The sequence below is a fragment of the uncultured Gulosibacter sp. genome (assembly GCF_963509965.1).
Lineage (GTDB): Bacteria > Actinomycetota > Actinomycetes > Actinomycetales > Microbacteriaceae > Gulosibacter.
This window is the reverse complement of record NZ_CAUPDE010000001.1, coordinates 299,111-316,352: the sequence shown is the minus strand read 5'-3', so window position 1 is coordinate 316,352 and position 17,242 is coordinate 299,111. Positions and strand designations below refer to the sequence as shown.

The 17,242-nt window shown below is 61.6% G+C and carries 15 protein-coding genes and 1 tRNA gene; 12 read left to right on the top strand and 4 right to left on the bottom strand.

The window, feature by feature from the left end; translation table 11 throughout:
- The first annotated feature begins 19 nt into the window (after positions 1–19).
- The 4 genes from RQ865_RS01480 to RQ865_RS01465 are packed head-to-tail and all read left to right on the top strand — an operon-like array spanning position 20 to position 4,800.
- Positions 20–1,375: a hemolysin family protein gene (locus RQ865_RS01480; RefSeq protein ID WP_311476850.1), complete on the top strand. Its 1,356-nt coding sequence runs from the start codon at positions 20–22 to the stop codon at positions 1,373–1,375.
- The gene (locus RQ865_RS01475) at positions 1,375–2,418 is read left to right on the top strand and encodes a hemolysin family protein (protein ID WP_311476848.1); all 1,044 of its coding nucleotides are present in this window, start codon (positions 1,375–1,377) and stop codon (positions 2,416–2,418) included. Before RQ865_RS01480 ends, RQ865_RS01475 begins: the two co-directional genes overlap by 1 nt.
- 43 nt (positions 2,419–2,461) lie before the next feature.
- Positions 2,462–3,502: an ADP/ATP-dependent (S)-NAD(P)H-hydrate dehydratase gene (locus RQ865_RS01470; RefSeq protein WP_311476846.1), complete on the top strand. Its 1,041-nt coding sequence runs from the start codon at positions 2,462–2,464 to the stop codon at positions 3,500–3,502.
- A complete protein-coding gene (locus RQ865_RS01465) occupies positions 3,499–4,800 on the top strand; it encodes a glycosyltransferase family 87 protein (protein WP_311476845.1) in 1,302 nt (433 codons plus the stop codon). The genes RQ865_RS01470 and RQ865_RS01465 overlap by 4 nt, the downstream gene beginning before the upstream one ends.
- Here RQ865_RS01465 and RQ865_RS01460 read toward each other — a convergent pair.
- A complete protein-coding gene (locus tag RQ865_RS01460) occupies positions 4,797–5,996 on the bottom strand; it encodes a homoserine O-acetyltransferase (RefSeq protein ID WP_399521790.1) in 1,200 nt (399 codons plus the stop codon). The genes RQ865_RS01465 and RQ865_RS01460 overlap by 4 nt on opposite strands.
- A gap of 79 nt (positions 5,997–6,075) precedes the next feature.
- Positions 6,076–7,368, bottom strand: coding sequence for a bifunctional o-acetylhomoserine/o-acetylserine sulfhydrylase (locus tag RQ865_RS01455; RefSeq protein ID WP_311476844.1), 1,293 nt, complete (start codon positions 7,366–7,368; stop codon positions 6,076–6,078).
- A 117-nt stretch (positions 7,369–7,485) separates the two neighbouring features.
- Here RQ865_RS01455 and RQ865_RS01450 point away from each other — a divergent pair, with 117 nt between their 5' ends.
- The 3 genes from RQ865_RS01450 to RQ865_RS01440 all read left to right on the top strand — a co-directional run bounded on the left by RQ865_RS01450 (position 7,486) and on the right by RQ865_RS01440 (position 11,058).
- Positions 7,486–8,307 carry a Type 1 glutamine amidotransferase-like domain-containing protein gene (locus tag RQ865_RS01450; RefSeq protein ID WP_311476842.1) on the top strand — a complete coding sequence of 274 codons (822 nt, stop codon included), beginning with the start codon at positions 7,486–7,488 and terminating at the stop codon, positions 8,305–8,307.
- The gene (locus RQ865_RS01445; RefSeq protein WP_399521789.1) at positions 8,304–9,032 is read left to right on the top strand and encodes a uracil-DNA glycosylase; all 729 of its coding nucleotides are present in this window, start codon (positions 8,304–8,306) and stop codon (positions 9,030–9,032) included. Before RQ865_RS01450 ends, RQ865_RS01445 begins: the two co-directional genes overlap by 4 nt.
- A 526-nt stretch (positions 9,033–9,558) precedes the next feature.
- A complete protein-coding gene (locus RQ865_RS01440; RefSeq protein ID WP_311476841.1) occupies positions 9,559–11,058 on the top strand; it encodes an amidase in 1,500 nt (499 codons plus the stop codon).
- Positions 11,059–11,088: 30 nt separating this feature from the next.
- On the opposite strand, the gene RQ865_RS01435 is transcribed toward RQ865_RS01440, so the two are convergent.
- Entirely contained in the window at positions 11,089–11,475 is a 387-nt protein-coding gene (locus RQ865_RS01435) for a Fe-S oxidoreductase (RefSeq protein WP_311476839.1), read from the bottom strand.
- A gap of 141 nt (positions 11,476–11,616) precedes the next feature.
- Here RQ865_RS01435 and RQ865_RS01430 point away from each other — a divergent pair, with 141 nt between their 5' ends.
- Both RQ865_RS01430 and RQ865_RS01425 read left to right on the top strand, forming a co-directional pair.
- Positions 11,617–11,901 (top strand): DivIVA domain-containing protein, encoded by a 285-nt coding sequence (locus RQ865_RS01430; RefSeq protein WP_311476838.1) that lies wholly within the window; start codon positions 11,617–11,619, stop codon positions 11,899–11,901.
- A gap of 147 nt (positions 11,902–12,048) precedes the next feature.
- Positions 12,049–12,789 (top strand): gamma-glutamyl-gamma-aminobutyrate hydrolase family protein, encoded by a 741-nt coding sequence (locus RQ865_RS01425; protein ID WP_311476836.1) that lies wholly within the window; start codon positions 12,049–12,051, stop codon positions 12,787–12,789.
- A gap of 78 nt (positions 12,790–12,867) precedes the next feature.
- Here the strand turns inward: RQ865_RS01425 and RQ865_RS01420 are convergent.
- Positions 12,868–12,943, bottom strand: a tRNA-Arg gene (locus tag RQ865_RS01420).
- A gap of 56 nt (positions 12,944–12,999) precedes the next feature.
- On the opposite strand from RQ865_RS01420, the gene argS reads away from it, so the two are divergent.
- The 3 genes from argS to RQ865_RS01405 all read left to right on the top strand — a co-directional run bounded on the left by argS (position 13,000) and on the right by RQ865_RS01405 (position 17,221).
- Positions 13,000–14,667, top strand: coding sequence for an arginine--tRNA ligase (argS, locus tag RQ865_RS01415; protein WP_311476835.1), 1,668 nt, complete (start codon positions 13,000–13,002; stop codon positions 14,665–14,667).
- 1 nt (position 14,668) lies between these two features.
- Positions 14,669–15,445 (top strand): LmeA family phospholipid-binding protein, encoded by a 777-nt coding sequence (locus tag RQ865_RS01410; protein ID WP_311476832.1) that lies wholly within the window; start codon positions 14,669–14,671, stop codon positions 15,443–15,445.
- 147 nt (positions 15,446–15,592) lie between these two features.
- Positions 15,593–17,221, top strand: a complete 1,629-nt coding sequence (locus RQ865_RS01405) for an ABC transporter substrate-binding protein (protein ID WP_311476831.1) — start codon at positions 15,593–15,595, stop codon at positions 17,219–17,221.
- Positions 17,222–17,242 lie beyond the last annotated feature (21 nt).

The window sequence follows — 17,242 nt, the reverse complement described above, 5'->3', positions numbered from 1 at the left end:
CAGGTAAACTGCTCGCCAAATGGAATGGTTATTGCTGGCCTTTGGCCTGCTGCTCTGCGTGGGTACCGGTGTTTTTGTTGCCACCGAGTTCACACTCGTAAATCTCGACCGACACGAACTCGAAAACCGTCAGGCGGCCGGCGAACGGCGCCTGCAACCCGTTATTTCGGCGCTCAAAGAAACCTCAACGCATCTGTCGAGTGCCCAGCTGGGCATCACCCTCACCACTCTGCTGACCGGCTACACCATGGAGCCGGCCATCAGTGCGCTGCTGGCCGACGGGCTGCTGGGGATGGGTCTTTCGCAGGAGTGGGTTAGCAGCGTCGGCACCATCGTCGCCATGATTGTCGCGACCGTGCTGTCAATGGTGATCGGTGAACTGATACCGAAAAACTTTGCGCTCGCCCTGCCGCTGCAGCTGGCGAAACTTGTGGTGCCGCTGCAGCTGGCGTTCACCACCGTGTTCCGACCGTTTGTGGCGCTGCTCAACAACTCGGCCAACGCCATCATTCGTTCGTTCGGCGTTGAACCCAAAGAAGAGCTCTCGGGGGCGCGCACAGCCGAAGAACTGTCGAGTCTCGTGCGGCGCAGTGCCCTGGTGGGTGTGCTCGACACCGATAAAGCGACGCTGCTCAACCGAACCCTGCGCTTCAGTGAACACACCGCATCTGATGTGATGACCCCGCGCCCGCGACTCAACGTGATTGGGGTGGATGCCCCGGTGTCAGAGCTGATTACGCTCGCTATCGAAACGGGGCACTCACGCTTCCCGGTGATCGGCGAAGATATCGACGATGTTGTTGGGGTTGCGCATGTGAAATATGCGATGGCCGTGCCTCGTGAACGACGCGAATCGGTGCCGGTGGGGGCGATCAAGGCCGATGTGCCAATGGTGCCCGAATCGATTTCACTCGACCTGTTGCTAGCTGAACTGCGCACCGACGGCTATCAGATGGGTATTGTGCTGGATGAATACGGCGGCACCGCAGGAATTGCCACCCTGGAAGATCTGGTGGAAGAAATCGTTGGCGACCTTGTCGATGAACATGATGTTCGACGCGCCGATATCATCCGCCGCCGCGACCGCATCCTGTTTGACGGGCTGCTGCGACCCGACGAATTGCGCGACCGGCTGAATATTGACATCGATGAGGACGGACCATACGAAACCGTCGGCGGATTCATCATGTCGGTGCTCGGCCGCATCCCCGAACTCGGTGACCGGGTCGACATTCCGGTGGGCACGCTGATCGTGGAGCAGCTCGATGGCCGACGCATCGACCAGGTGCGATTTGTGCCCAATGGCGCATACGAATCGAACGAAGATCGGCTGCGCCGTGAACGCTCCGGTGACCATGAGGGTGGTGAGAAGTGATGAACGACCTGATGGGCATTGTCTGGCTGGTTGTGTTGCTGGTCTTCAATGCGTTCTTCGTTGGTGCCGAGTTCGCCGTCATCACCGCGCGTCGCTCGCAGATTGAACCGCGCGCCGAACAGGGATCGAAAGCGGCCCAGACCGCGCTGTGGGCGATGGAACACGCAACACTCATGCTCGCCACCTCACAGCTGGGTATCACGGTGTGTTCGCTACTGATTCTCAACGTGTCAGAACCGGCACTGCACCACCTGCTCGCGGTGCCGATGAACGCCACCGGCATGTCGCCCGAGGTGGTCAACACCGTGGCATTCGTGATCGTGCTGCTTTTGGTGACCTATCTGCATGTCGTGTTCGGTGAGATGGTGCCGAAGAACCTATCGTTTTCGATTCCCGACCGCGCCGTACTCGTGTTGGCGCCGCCGCTGGTGTTCTTCGCCCGCGTTTTCAAGCCCGTGATCTGGATGCTCAACGAGATCGCCAACCTCGTGCTGCGGATGTGCGGAGTCACCCCCAAAGCCGAGGCCACCAGCGCGTTCACGTTCGATCAAGTGGCCGGAATTGTTGAGCAATCAACCCGCGAAGGGGTGCTCACCGACGAGGCCGGCACACTGGCAAATATGTTCGAGTTCACCACCAAACAGGTCGGTGAAGTGGCGGTACCACTCGACAAAATGGTGCTGCTGCCGCCGGGATTCACGCCGCACCAACTGCAGCAGGCAGTCGCCGAATACGGTTATTCGCGTTACGTCGTGGCAGATGCTGCGGGGCGCCCGGTGGCGTACGTGCACCTAAAAGACGTACTCAAACTTGCCACCGACGCCGCTTATGAGCAGCCAACTCCCGAAAAGCTTCTGCGCCCCCTGGTGTCGGTGTACACCGGCACCGAGCTCGAGGATGCGCTTGCCTCGATGCGCAGAGCAGGCAAACACCTCGTGCGCGTGGTCGAAAAAGACGGCACGATTACGGGGGTGCTTTTCCTCGAAGACATTATCGAAGAACTTGTCGGCGAAGTGCGTGACGCCACCGCGCGACACCCCTAAACCAGAACCGGTCGAACGCAGATTGGAACCAAAGTCGCAGCAAATGGACGAGCAGGTTAAGCTTGCGCGCGTGACTCATGACCTCAACGACTTCTCTGCCGGTGCTTCAGGTGACCATCCGGCGCTCGATACCGATAGCGGCAAAAGCGTTGGCCAGGCCATGACTGAAAAGACAGATGGCGAACCGGAGCGCTGGCATTCGGTGACTGCCGGTGAGGTGCGTGCCTGCATACATGCACCCACCGATCATGACAACAAATACTCGCGGGGCGTGGTGCTGCTGGCAACCGGGTCAGTCACGTACCCGGGTGCCGCCGTGCTCACCGCCCAGGCAGCCTGCCGCAGCGGTGCCGGCCTGGTGCGCTACTCGGGTCCGGCCTCAGTGGCGGCCGCCGTGCTCGCGGTGCGCCCCGAAGTGGTGCACGGCCTGGGTAGTTTCGGCGCGCTGGTAATTGGGTCGGGTATTCCGGATGCGCGTGAAGACGAACGCGCCGCACTCTACCGCTCAGCACTCGCCGCGGGTACTCCCATCGTCGTTGATGCCGGGGGGCTCACTCTGGTCGAACCCGGACACGAAAACCTGATAATCACCCCGCACGCCCGCGAACTTTCGGCACTGCTCAAACGCCTCGACCTGGCCAATATGAGCGCCGAAGAAATCGCCGCCTCTGAGGGTGAAGCCGCGGTGCTGGCATCCGAGCTGCTCGGCTGCACGGTGCTGCTTAAGGGACGGCACACCTATATTGTCAGCGGTGATGAGCGCCTGCGCGTGCGCACCCCGAACTCGTGGCTGGCTACCGCCGGCACCGGCGATGTGCTCGCCGGTGTGATCGGCACCCTGCTGGCAACCCGCCACGCGCAGCGGCTCGAACCCAAACACCCTCAGGTGGTGGCCGCTGCTGCATGGGTGCACGCCCGCGCCGGATGGCTGGCGTCGCAGCGCGCTGCCGGGCTCGAAACCCCGCCCACGAGCGTGCACGCGCCCGCGCTGATGCTCGACCACGGTCCTCTCGGCGGCCCGATCCTCGCCTCGGATGTGGCAGTGGCCATCCCCAACGTGGTGGCGGCGGTGCTGGCCAAGTGAACACCGTGATCGCCACCCGCGCGCAACACCCGCGCTACTCGAACGGGCTGCGGAAGATTCCCCGTCCCAGTTGGTGGTCGATGCGTGTAGAACTCACCGTCATGTGGGTCGTATTCCTGGCAACGCACGTGTTTTACGCGTGGCAAGCCACCTGGCATCCATCCGGCCCGTTCAATGACGTCACGATCGTGTATCGCGGCTGGATTGACCAGGCAGTTGCCGGAGATATTCCCGGTATCCACAGCGACTACGTCTATCCGGTAGTGTCACTCATCCCCATGTGGCTGGCCGATCTATTCGGTGGCCGCGGCGGATATATGTACGCCTGGATGGGAATAGTCATCGCCCTCGACTCACTCGCACTGTGGTGGCTCACCCGTAACCCGCACGGCCGCCTCGCCGGGCCCCGCCGCCTCGCCGCCTGGTGGTGGACAATTTTTCTGCTGCTACTGGGCACGATCGCATTCGGGCGAATTGACGCGATCACCGTGCCGATCGCGATTATCGCGTTGAGCCTGGTGATGACCCGTCCGGCGCTCGCCGGCGCACTCATCACAATCGGTGCCTGGACCAAAGTGTGGCCCGCAGCGCTGTTCGCCTCGGCATTCGTTGCTATCCGGCGCCGCTGGATGCTCGTGCTCGGCGCGATCGTGGTGTGTGTGAGCGTGATGCTGGGCGTGCTCGCAATCGGTGGAATCGATGCGATCCCGCACGCGCTGAGCTTTGTGAGCGGTCAGGGAGATCGTGGCCTGCAGCTGGAATCAACCGCGGCCAGCTTCTTCCTGATGGTGCACGCACTTGGCCTGGTCTACTACAAGAATGAGTTCTCGCAACAGATCCTTACGCAAGAGATCGAGGGGCCGGGAACGAAACTCGTCGGCGACCTGCTAACCCCGCTGATGTTCATAATGATGCTGGTGCTGATGGGGCTGGCTGTGCTCGCCAAGAAACAGGGGATGGGAATTGCCACCCGACTGCCGACACTCACCCTCGGGGCAGTGGCCACGTTCATCGTGGTCAACAAGGTGGGTTCGCCCCAATTCATTACCTGGCTCGCGCCGGTGATCATTTTTGGTCTCGTATGGGACGGACGACGCTTTTTGCCGCTGTCGATCGTGGCGCTGTCGATCGCGCTGCTAACCCAGCTGGTGTACCCCTGGTATTACTGGCAGATTGTTGACGGGATGAAAGCGGGAGCTTTCACACTGCTGGTGCGCAACCTCCTGGTGGCCGGGCTCATGGTGTGGTCGCTCGCGCACCTGGGGCGCGGCGCCTTCACCAAGCCCAAAAACAGCTAGCTGGCACTGGTATCGAGCAGTTCACGCAGCGCCCGACCCACAGCATTAATTTCTAGCAGGAAGCCATCGTGGCCGTAGGGCGAATCAATCTCGAGCGCCCGCTCACCGGTGATCGAATTCGGTAGCCCCGCAGCAATGCGATGCTGAGTGGCGGGAACGAATAGCGAGTCGGTTGAGATCGCCACCACGAGTGTCGGCATAGTGGCGCGCTGCAGAGCCGCCTCTACCCCGCCGCGGCCACGACCAATATCGTGCGAGTTCATCGCATTCGCGAGGGTGATGTAACTATTGGCGTCGAAGCGGCGCGTAAACCGGTTGCCGTGAAAATCGAGGTACGACTCCACCGAATAGCGGCCACCGTCATCGCTTGGAGATAGCGACGACTGCCACGAACGGCCGAACCGGTCATCAAGCTCAGTGGCCGAACGGTAACTCAGCATCGCCAGTCGGCGCGCCAACGCAAGACCACGCCACGAACCCTCACCAGGGCCGGCATCGTAATAGTCACCGCCCCGCCAAGCAGGGTCGAGTTGGATGGCATCAATCTGCAGCCGGTTGAGCGCGATCGCAGTGGCGTCAATAGCGGGAGGTGCCGAAAGCACAGCCAACCGGGCCACCCGCTCGGGGTAGCTCACACCCCACTCGATTGCCTGCATCCCACCCATTGAGCCGCCAATAACCGCAGCAAAACGCTCAATGCCCAGGTGATCGGCCAGTGTCGCCGCAGCCCGAACCTGGTCACGCACCGTGGTCACAGGGAAACGGGCCGCATACTCACGTCCATCCGGGCCAATAGCCGCAGGCCCAGTCGTTCCCTGACAGCTACCGAGCATATTCGGCGCCAGCACAAACCAGCAGTCGGTGTCGATTGTGGCACCCTCGCCGATCAGGCCCGGCCACCATCCGGCCGTCGCGTGACCGGGGCCGCGGGCACCGTCTACATGCGAGTCGCCGGTGAGCGCGTGCAATACCAGAATCGCGTTATCACGGGCCGCGTTCAGCTCGCCCCAGCTTTCATAGGCCATGCGCAACTGCACGCTGCCGCCGTGCTCAAACTCGAACGTGCCCAGTTGCGCGAATTTGCGCTCACCGGGGTGATCGCCTTCGCGCCACGCACCGGTTGCGGGTGGACGAAGCATGCCGGGCCGATTGGCGCCCTGACGCATCGGCTGTACATCCACATCACTCCACTGCACCTAATTCAGCCTAGCCCCTCATATAACAAAGGGTGCCGACCCACGGGGCCGGCACCCTCAGCACTCGCAACCGCCTCGGCTACGCCTGCGTGGCGATATTGATGGCCTGATCGAGGTCAGCGATCAAGTCATCAACGTGTTCGATGCCGATCGAAAGCCGCACGAGCCCCGGTGCAATGCCGCTTTCAAGCTGCTGCTCGGGAGTGAGCTGACTGTGCGTGGTCGATGCCGGGTGGGTGACAATCGAACGCACATCACCAATGTTCACCACGTGCTTGAACAGCTTCATCGACTCAACCAGGCGACGTCCCGCGTCGCGTCCACCAGCAAGTTCAAATGAGAGCAGCGCACCCGCACCCAGCGGCGCGTACTTCAACGCGAGGTCGTGCCACGGGCTGTCTGCCAGGCCCGCATAGTTGACGCTGACCACCTGCGGGTGCTCGCTGAGCCACTCAGCCACCGCCAGAGCGTTCTGAGTGTGACGCTCCATCCGAAGCGAGAGAGTCTCAATTCCCTGGATAATCTGCCACGCCGACGCGGGAGCGATAGCTGCACCGATATCACGCAACAGCTGGGTGCGTGCCTTAGTGATGTACGCTAGCTCGTCACCCACAGCACCGGTATAGCTGATGCCGTTATACGAGGGGTCGGGCTCGGTGAGATCGGGGAAACGGTCGGCGTTTTCCGACCACTTATAGCTACCGCCATCAACAAGCACACCGCCGAGCACCGCACCGTGCCCGCCAAGGTACTTCGTTGCCGAGTGCAGCACGATATCGGCACCGTGCTCAAAAGGCCGAATCAGGTAGGGCGTGGCAACCGTGTTGTCGACGATCAGCGGCAGACCCTGCTCGTGGGCGGTGCTCGCAATCAGCTCAATATCGAGGTAGTTCACCGAGGGGTTGCCGATCGACTCGGCGAAGAAAGCCTTCGTGTTAGGGCGGGTGGCAGCACGCCACTCGTCGGGGTTGTTCTGGTCGAGCACGAAGGTGACCTCGATGCCCTGCTTGGCCAGTGTGTACTTAAACAGGTTGTACGTGCCGCCGTAGATAGTGGTCGACGACACGATGTGGTCACCGGCACGGGCAATGTTCAGGATGGCAAACAGTTCGGCAGCCTGCCCTGATGAAACCGCCAGCGCACCGGTACCACCTTCGAGAGCCGCGACACGCTCTTCGAGCACGGCGGTGGTGGGGTTAGTAATGCGAGTGTAGATATTGCCGGGTTCGGTCAGCGCGAATACACCAGCCGCGTGGTCGGCGTCATTGAACTGGTATGCGGTGGTCTGGTAGATCGGTGTCACTACCGCGTTGGTAGCCGGATCGACCTGGGTGCCGGCGTGTATCTGGAGGGTTTCAAAACGTTGCGTCATGGGCCGTTTCCTTCAAATTGAGTTCTTGGCGCGGTTCGCTCACGAGCGACTCATTGCTGGCGAGCGCTGGTTGTGCTGCCACCAGTGTCGGTGAGTGGGGAACGGTTCGCGAATTGTGTGTCACAAAGTGTCGAAAAGCCGTGGGCAAGCCGAAACCAACCGTCGCGTAACCGGTCGCCGCGCATCCCCGCACGGCTGTCGTCACGCATCCCGCCGCTGCTGGAAGCAACAAACTATGGTGGTGGGGTGACAATCTTGGTCTGTGGTGGCGGCCTGCTCACCGAAATCGAACCCCTCATCCAGCGCTTCATCAAGGTGACCGGTGAGAGTCACCGTCAACTCGCACTCATTACTGCCGGCGGCATTAACCACGCCGAGCTGCGCGAGCGGCTGCAGCAACGGTTCACGATCGGCTTCGAACTCGCGCTCGATGCGACAGTCCCCACAGCACCAGTTGATGGCAGCGAACTGCTCACCTGCGACATCATCGTCGTGTCGGGTGACAACCCCGGTCTGCTGCTGAACGCACTGCAGCATCGCGTGGTGGATATGCGACGCCTGGTGCACGGGGGAGCGGCCTACTTCGGCATCGACGCCGGGGCCGCGCTTGCGAGCGATATCGCCTGGATTGGCGGAAACGCCGTTGGTGGCGTGCCAGTCGCGCCCGCTCTTGAAACGGCCGAGATCGAGTTCGCTGAGGGAATTGGGCTGATCGACATCACGGTTATTCCGGATGCTATTGGATCCGGACGTGTGGGGCTTGCAGCAGCAGCCGTCGAAGCGAACATCGTCGACCGTATCGTGGCAATTGACTCTGGCACGGCTATCGAGGTGGCAGCGGGAAGCCTTGCTGTGCGAGGCAGCGGGACGATATGGCAGTTTCAGCGGGACGATGAACGGGTGATGTTCACCTCGATGCGAGCTTCGGACGTGGCATGAGCGGGATGCGACTGGACGAACTTGCGGAGCGCGGCCTGATTGCATCCGATTGGGTGCCAGCACTGGCACCGGTGGCGAACAACATTGCCGCCATGGGTGACTTCTTGCGGGCCGAAAATGCCGCGCGGCGCGGATATTTTCCCCCCGGTAATCGGGTGTTGCGCGCGTTTGAACAACCGATGGCCGGTGTGCGGGTGCTGATTGTCGGGCAAGATCCGTATCCCACACCCGGGCACGCAATCGGATTGAGTTTTGCGGTCGACCGCGAGGTGCGGCCGATTCCGCGTTCGCTGCAAAACATCTATCGCGAACTCGAGGATGATCTCGGTATTGCGCCTTGTGAACATGGCGATCTGTCGCGGTGGGCGCAGCAGGGCGTGATGCTGCTCAATCGCTCGCTAACGGTGCAGCCGGGTAAACCGGCTTCGCATCGTGGCCGTGGTTGGGAGGCAGTGACTGAGTGTGCGATTCGAGCGCTCGCGCATCGGGGTGGCCCGCTGGTGGCGATTCTGTGGGGCAATGATGCCCGGCGCTGCCGACAGTTCATGCCTGGTGTGCCTGCAATTGAGTCGGCGCATCCATCACCCCTTTCTGCATCCCGTGGATTTTTCGGATCGCGGCCGTTCTCGCGCGCCAACGAAATGCTGGTGCAGCAGGCAGCGGCACCGATCGATTGGCGCGTCGACGAGACGCAGCCGCTGCCCGCCGACACACCTGGACCATAGCCTCCGACCGACACACTGTGCCTGGCAGCTGCCGCGCATCGGCCTTGCCCTGCGTTGCCCCGCCCTGCTCCGCCCCGCCCCGCCCTGCCCTGCCCACGTCACCCGGCCCACCTCACGCTGCGCCGCCCCGCCCCGCCCTGCGTTGCGCGACGATTTTTGTTTCCTGTTTCCTGGCCTCAGAATTTTGTTTCCTGATTTCTGTTTCCTGGCTGCAGAAAAAGTGTTTTCTGGGCAAATGGCACCAATACGTACCGGGTTTGCAGCCAGGAAACAAACTTCCGCGGCTGGATGCAGTCAGGAAACAAAATTCTGTTGTGAGGATGCAGTCAGGAAACAAAAATCAGCAGGCTGGGGACTCAGCAGGCTGGGGACGCAGCAGGCTCGGGACGCGGCAGGGCGGGAATGCGGCAGGCTCGGGACGCGGCAGGGCGGGGCTGCAGGGGCAGGGATGCAGCAAGGGCTGGGCAGCGGGGTTGGGATGTCGGGGCGGCAGGATGCATGCATCCGACACTTATAGGGTGGCGGTATGAGCGAACTTCACGATCTATCCGCCAGTGAGCAGCGTCAGCTGATCGCTCGAGGCGAACTCAGCTGCGTAGAGCTCACCAATCACTACCTCGCGCGCATCGAAGTGCTCAACCCAAAACTGCGTGCGTTCACCACAGTCACGGCAGATGCGGCGCGCGAACGAGCCGCAACCCTCGACGATGAGCACAGTCGCGGGGCCACCCGCAGCCACGAACTACCACTGTGGGGACTACCCTTCGCCGATAAAGACCTGGTTGATCGCGCCGGGGTGGTCACCACTTTCGGGTCGCGGGCGCTGCGACACAACGTGGCAACGGCATCGCATCCGCTGATCGAAACGATGGACGGTGCCGGGGGAGTGTCGCTGGGAAAGAGCAACACGCCCGAGTTTGGTTTTGCCTCGTACACCGAAAACGAGCTGTTCGCCGACGTCGATGGCGATGCATCCAGGGTGGCCCGTAACCCTTGGCAGACCGATCTCGGGCCCGGCGGTTCAAGCGGCGGCGCAGCGGTTGCCGTAGCGGCACGGATGCTGCCATTTGCACCGGGAAGTGACGGCGGCGGTTCAGTGCGCATCCCTGCTGCTGCCTGCGGGCTCGTGGGCCTTAAACCATCACGGGGCAGGGTTCCTGCAGCGTCGGGGCAGGAATCGCTGGCGGGGCTCGTGGTTGCCGGCCCGCTGGCACGTTCGGTGGCGGATGCGGCGCTACTTTTCGACGGGATGCGGGGGCACACAGGTCACCCGTTCGCCACCGTCGCTCCCAACGGAGAAGCCGCCTACCGCGACATCCTGGATGCACCACTCAAACCGCTTCGTATCGGGTTTAATAGCTGGTCACCATGGGCAACCGACTATCACATCGAGGTGGCAGAAGAAGCCGCGATCACACTTGAAGAAACGATCCGGTTGGCCGAACGGCTTGGCCACCGCGTCGAAGCTGTGGAGCCGCGACCGTTTCCCGAGTATTTCGCGGCGTTCCGCACGATTTGGCAGGCCGGCGCATCTCAGGTGCCTGCCGGGGTGGTTGCCAGCGGGCAGATCGAGACGCTCACCAAGTGGTTGTATGAGCGCAGTCAGCAGGTGAGCGTGGCAGAAGTGGTGTGGGCGCTGGATGCGCTGGCGCGATTCGAACAGCAGATCATCGCCGACTATGCGCCCTACGACCTTGTGCTCACTCCGGCGATGGCGATGGCACCGCGGCCGCTGGGCTGGTACGACCAAACCGATGGCGAACGCAACTTTGAACAGCAGTGCCAGTACACGCCGTTCACCTCGTATCTCAATGCTTGTGGCCTGCCGGCAATCAGCCTACCGGTGCGGCAGAGTCGCGCAGCGGCAAGTGCCGCGGTGCTGAGCGGCGAGCAGCCCGCCGAGTTGCCATACGGTGTGCAGGCGATTGGCAGACCGGGCGATGAACGCACACTGCTGCAATTTGGGCATCAGCTTGAGCGTGAACTGCAGTGGCAACTGCGGGTTCCGCCGGCTGCGGCGCTTTAACGCACGGCAGCGACCTCAGGCGGGCCGGGTTCATCGGCGCACATAGCCGCCGTCGGCGAGGCCGGCTTCGATCTCGAACCGGTTACGAAGCGGATCGCTACCGGCAAGGGCGTAGAGCACTGGGAAAAGCAGACCGTATTTGCGCCACTGTGCAACGTGCACCAGCTCGTGTCGGATCACCGCCGGTGAGGTGGCGCCGCGGGTGATGAACACGCGCCCCACGCACACGCCACCGCGACGAAACGCCCAGCGAGGCAGGCCCTGGCACACAATGAGATCGCCGTGCCGGGTAATGGCGCCGGTCGAAAGTGGGGCAGCCCACATCAAGCCGATCGCCGTGGCGATATTGCAGCCCAGGCGCGAGAGTGGCGAGTTGATGAACACGGGCTCGATCAGTCGGGAAATCAGACGCAGCATGAGCGAGCTCCTCGAATAGTGTGGAACGGGCGCTGGCAGCTTACCGGCACCCACATCAAAGAACGTTTCGGCATACGGCCCGATGTTCGATACGATGTGCGCGGAACTTTTCGTCCATAATTGCAGAGCAGGAGCAACCTCATGCGCAGTGAAGATGTGATCAACGAGCAGTTCCGTGCAACCAAATACGCTGTCGGCTACGACCAATTTGAGGTCGACAGTTTCCTCGACCGTGCCGCAGAGGCGCTTTACCGCTACGAGACCGGTGAAGCCGCGGCGCACTCGCTAACCGCATCACAGGTTGAGGATGTGAAGTTCGAATCAACCCGATTCACCGCGGGGTACGACCCCCGAGAAGTCGATGAGTTTTTGGATCGACTGGCCGCTGCGTTCGCGCAGTATGAGCGGGATCGGGCGAATAACTAGCCGGTTCCGGTTCGTGCAGGTTGTACGAGCTGTTCGCATAACAACTTTGAGCTGTGCGCCTCGGTGGTTCACCGGGGCGCACAGGCGTTTGATCGGGTGAAACGGTCTGATTGGCGACAGTGACCGCGGCATGATAGAACCATCCTCATGCAACCAGTTCAACTTCTGGTGGTGGAAGCAACGATGCTCCGCCCTGACAGAAAGTTCACCGCATCGCTCGAAGTGCTCACCCGGCAAGTGGTAGCAACCGCCATCGATATGGGCTACGAACCGTACCGGCTGCCGATTGCTGACCATAGCGAGGAGGAGATTGAGGCCGCATATCGGGCCGCCGACGCAATTGTCATCATGGGCGGTGACGATGTAGACCCGGCGCTCTACGGCGGCAATAGCGACTATCCCGAGCGCGGTCACCACGTGACCCTTGCCGACAAGCGCACTGTGGCATTGATCGGGCAGGCCGCAACCGATTCCAAGCCGGTGTTCGGCATTTGCCGGGGTCTGCAGCTACTCAACGTGGCTCACGGGGGCACACTCATCCAGCACCTAGAAAACTCGGGTGGGCATCGCTTCCCGCCGGGGCCGCGTGAAGACGAGTTTGTGCCGCATCCGGTTGCACTCGAAGCCAACTCAGTGGTCGGGAACGCACTCGGCACGCGGGTTGCGGCCATCGAATCATCACACCACCAGGCCGTCGCCCAGGTCGGTGAGGGGATGCGCGTGGTTGGCCGTGCCGACGACGGCGTGATTGAGGCGATTGAGCACGAAACGCTGCCTCAGTTTGCGGTGCAGTGGCATCCTGAAGCCCCCAACTCAGATGCATCCGAATTGCCGAAACTACTGCGGGCACTTGTCGCGCTGCGGGAAGAACTGGCCCCTGAATCGTAGTTTGCCAGGTCGCTGCGGGTCTGTCGGAACGCAAACGGTCTCGAACCATCAGACGTGATGGTTCGAGACCAAAGTGTGTGGCGCCCCCGACAGGAGTCGAACCTGCGACCTACGGTACCGGAAACCGGCGCTCTATCCACTGAGCTACGGAGGCGGACAAGGGGTAAGCATACCAGCAAGTGTCGCGCGGCGGGCTTACGATAGAGAACCATGACCGATTTGACCCTGAGCGAAGCCCTCGCTGCCGCTGCACGCACGGCGCTCGACAGCCGTGAAGCGGGCCGCGAACTCGAACTTACCGCTGACGACCTCAAGCTTGAACGCCCCCGTAACCGTGAACACGGTGATTGGGCCTCGAATATCGCCATGCGGTTTGCGAAACGAGTTGGATCGAATCCGCGTGAGCTGGCGCAAGAAATCGCGGCTGCCCTCGAAACGAACCCAGCGGTCAAATCGGTGAGTGTTGCCGGCCCCGGATTCATTAACATCACCCTCGACGAGGCTGCCGCCGGCGTGATCGCGGCGCAGATTGTCGAGGCGGGTGCCCGCTACGGCACCAGTGACGGCCTTGCCGGCCGTAAGATCAACCTCGAGTTTGTTTCGGCGAACCCGACTGGCCCCATCCACCTCGGCGGCGCTCGCTGGGCAGCGGTGGGGGATGCACTGGCGCGCGTTATGACCGCCGCCGGCGCCGATGTGACCCGCGAATACTACTTCAACGACCACGGCGCACAAATCGACCGCTTTGCCAAATCGCTGCTGGCCGCCCACCACGGTGAACCTGCCCCCGAAGACGGTTACGGCGGCGCCTATATCAGTGAAATCGCTGCTCAGGTTGCCTCCGAACACGCCGACGAGCTGGCCGCTGCCGCCGACCGCGACGCCGAACAGGAAGTGTTCCGCGAACACGGTGTGGCGCTCATGTTTGATGAGATCAAGCAGAAGCTGCACGAGTTCCGAGTCGATTTTGATGTGTTCTTCCACGAAGACTCGGTGCATGAAGACGGCTCAGTCGAACGCGCTGTCGCAAAACTGCGTGAGCTGGGCAATATTTTTGAGCAGGACGGGGCGGTGTGGCTTCGCTCTACCGACTTCGGTGACGATAAAGACCGCGTGGTGGTGCGCTCGAACGGCGAGCCCACCTATTTTGCCGGCGATATTGGCTACTACCTCAACAAACGCGACCGCGGCTTCGACGAGTGCATCTACATGCTCGGTGCCGACCACCACGGCTATGTGGGCCGGATGATGGCAATGGCACAGGCGTTCGGCGACACCGCGAATGTCAACATGCAGATCCTCATCGGTCAGCTGGTGAACCTGGTGCGTGACGGCGAGCCGGTGCGCATGTCGAAACGCGCCGGCACGATTGTCACCCTTGACGATCTGGTGGATGCGGTGGGCGTTGACGCCGCCCGCTACTCGCTGGTGCGTTCATCCACCAACTCGTCGATCGACATCGACCTCGACCTGCTGGTGTCGCGTTCGAATGACAACCCGGTGTATTACGTGCAGTATGCCCATGCGCGCACCTGCGCGGTGGCCCGTAACGCCGCCGCGGCCGGGGTTACCACCGACGCGTTCGATCCGGCGACGCTCAGCCACCCCACCGAAAACGAACTGCTCGGGCAGCTGCGTGAGTTCCCGCGACTGGTGGCATTTGCGGCCGCCGAGCGTGAACCGCATCGCATCAGCCGCTATCTCGAAGATCTTGCTGCTGCCTACAACCGCTGGTATGACAACTGCCGCGTAATTCCGCAGGGTGATGCACCCGTTGAGGCGGTGCACTCGAGCCGGCTGATGCTTAATCTCGCCGCTCAGCAGGTGTTGGCGAACGGTCTCGAGCTGCTGGGAGTGACCGCTCCCGAGCGGATGTAGCGTGACCGCATCCATCACCGCAAACCCGGCGAGTCGCCGGCGACATCGTCGCCGGGTGTTGGCGATTGCCGCGGCGAGTCTCGCGCTGGTGCTGGTGTTAGCAGAGCTGGTAGCCCGCGCGCTTGTGGGGCGGATTGCCGCGGAGAAGATCGCCGAAGCCTTGCCGCAGGGCGTGAGCGCACACATCCAGGCAAGCCCCAGAAGCGCTTGTGTGCTGTGCGAGCTTGCGACCATGCGACTGTCGCAGCTAGACCTGTCGACTTCTGACCTGATGGTTGGGGATGTGCGCGGTCAGGTGAACGGTGAGGCCACCGGCATTCGGCTGGGTGACCCGGTGCGGATTGAATCGCTCGAGGGCGAGATTCACCTCAGTGCCACCGAAGTCAACCGGCTGTTGCAGGAGGCGGCGCAGACCGCGGGCATCACAATTAACGATCTGAAGTTCTCGAACGGCACACTGAGCTACGCCACCGACATTGATGTGTTCGGTCGCCGGATTGCGGTGGTGGTGGATGCGCGGGTGCGGATCCGTGCGGGCGGACACATCCGCATCGAGGCGACCGACTTGCAGTTTCAGTCCGGCCACTTCAACAGCCAGATCGACACCCAGGAACAATTGGTCAGCTTCGATGCCTGCGTTGCCAGGTACATTCCCGAACTGCTGGAAATTACCAATGTGGATGTGTCCGCGGAGGGTCTTGTTATCGGGGTGCGCACGAAGCGCGGATTTACCGCGGCTGAAGAGTCATTTACCGAGCTCGGTAGCTGTCGCAAATAGTTACTGCAACACGGTGGCAGCACTGTCAATTTGGTATGGCCCTGAAGAATTGGCCTATCATATTGCCGACCAAAACTGGTTGCGCCGACAAGGCGCATTGGAGCAGAGCCGTGGTCATGGCTCGCACACTTGCTCAAGGAGGAACAAGTGAAAAAGAACCGTATCCTGGCAACGACGGCTGGAATTCTGGCTGCCTCGTTGTTGCTTGCCGGCTGCGCTGGTTCTGGCGGCGGGGCACCGGAGGGCAGCGGCGGCGCCGGTAACCCGGAAGCCATCGTCACCACCAACGGCACCGAACCCGAGAACATTCTGATCCCCACTATGACCAATGAGGTCGGTGGCGGTAAGATCCTCGACCTCATCAACGCAACGCTCGTGTACTACGACGTTGATGGTGCAGTGCAGAACGAATTGGCTGAGTCGATCACTCCCAACGAGGATGCCAGCGAGTGGACCATCAAGATTAAGCCCGGTCAGAAGTTCTCGGACGACACCGAAATCAAGGCCGACAACTTCATTAAGGCATGGAACTACGGTGCGAACCCGAAGAACGGTCACCTTTCGGGCTACTTTTTCGAACCGATCGAGGGCTACTCGGCAGACGAAGGCAAGGATGTGCCTGAACTTTCGGGCCTGCAGAAGGTTGACGAGCACACCTTCACCGTCAAACTCAAAGAACCCACCTCAGACTTCGGTCTGCGGCTGGGATACTCGGCATTTGCGCCGCTGCCTGATGTCGCATTCGACGACCTCGAGGCATACGGTAACGCTCCGCTGGCCTCAGGCCCCTACATGCTTGCTAAGGACGGTTGGGAGCACAACGTCAAGGTTGACCTCGTGCCAAACCCCAACTACGAGGGTCCTCGCACTCCCAAGAACGGTGGTATCTCGATCGTCTTCTACGCCACCCAGGATGCTGCCTACAACGACCTGCTCGCTAACAACCTCGACGTGCTTGACGCGCTGCCTGACTCGGCCTTCGGCACCTACGAAGACGAACTCGCCGGTCGCTCGGTGAACCAGCCCAGTGCGGTGTTCCAGTCGGTCACCATCCCGAACATCGATCACTTCACCGGTGAGGAGGGCAAGCTGCGTCGCCAAGCAATTTCGATGGCAATCAACCGTGAAGAGGTCACCGACGTAGTGTTCTCTGGCACTCGTACTCCAGCGAGCGACTTCACCTCACCGGTAATTGATGGCTGGAGCGACAGCCTTCCGGGTAACGAGGTGCTGAAATTCAACCCCGAAAAGGCGAAGGAACTGTGGGCTGAGGCCGACAAGATCTCACCGTGGAGTGGCACGCTCGAAATCGGTTACAACTCGGACGGCGGACACCAGGCCTGGGTCGAAGCAGTGACCAACCAGCTTTCGAACAATCTCGGTATCGAGGCCAAGGGTAAGCCCTATGCGGCCTTCAAGGAGCTACGCCAGGAAGTCAACGACCGTTCGATCAAGAACGCCTTCCGCACCGGTTGGCAGGCCGACTACCCGGGTCTGTACAACTTCCTCGCGCCGCTGTACGCAACCGGTGCCGGTTCAAACGACACCGACTACTCGAACCTCGAGTTCGACAAGCTGCTGGCTGAAGGCGCCAAAGCAACTTCGGTAGACGAAGCCAACAAGCACTTCGAGCAGGCCCAGACGATCCTGCTGGAAGACCTCCCGTCAATCCCGCTGTGGTACTCGAACGTGGTCGGCGGCTGGAGCGAGTCGGTCTCGAACGTCAAGTTCGGCTGGAACTCGGTGCCGGTTTACTACGAGATTACGAAGAACTAGCAGGCATAGCCTACTGAAGAG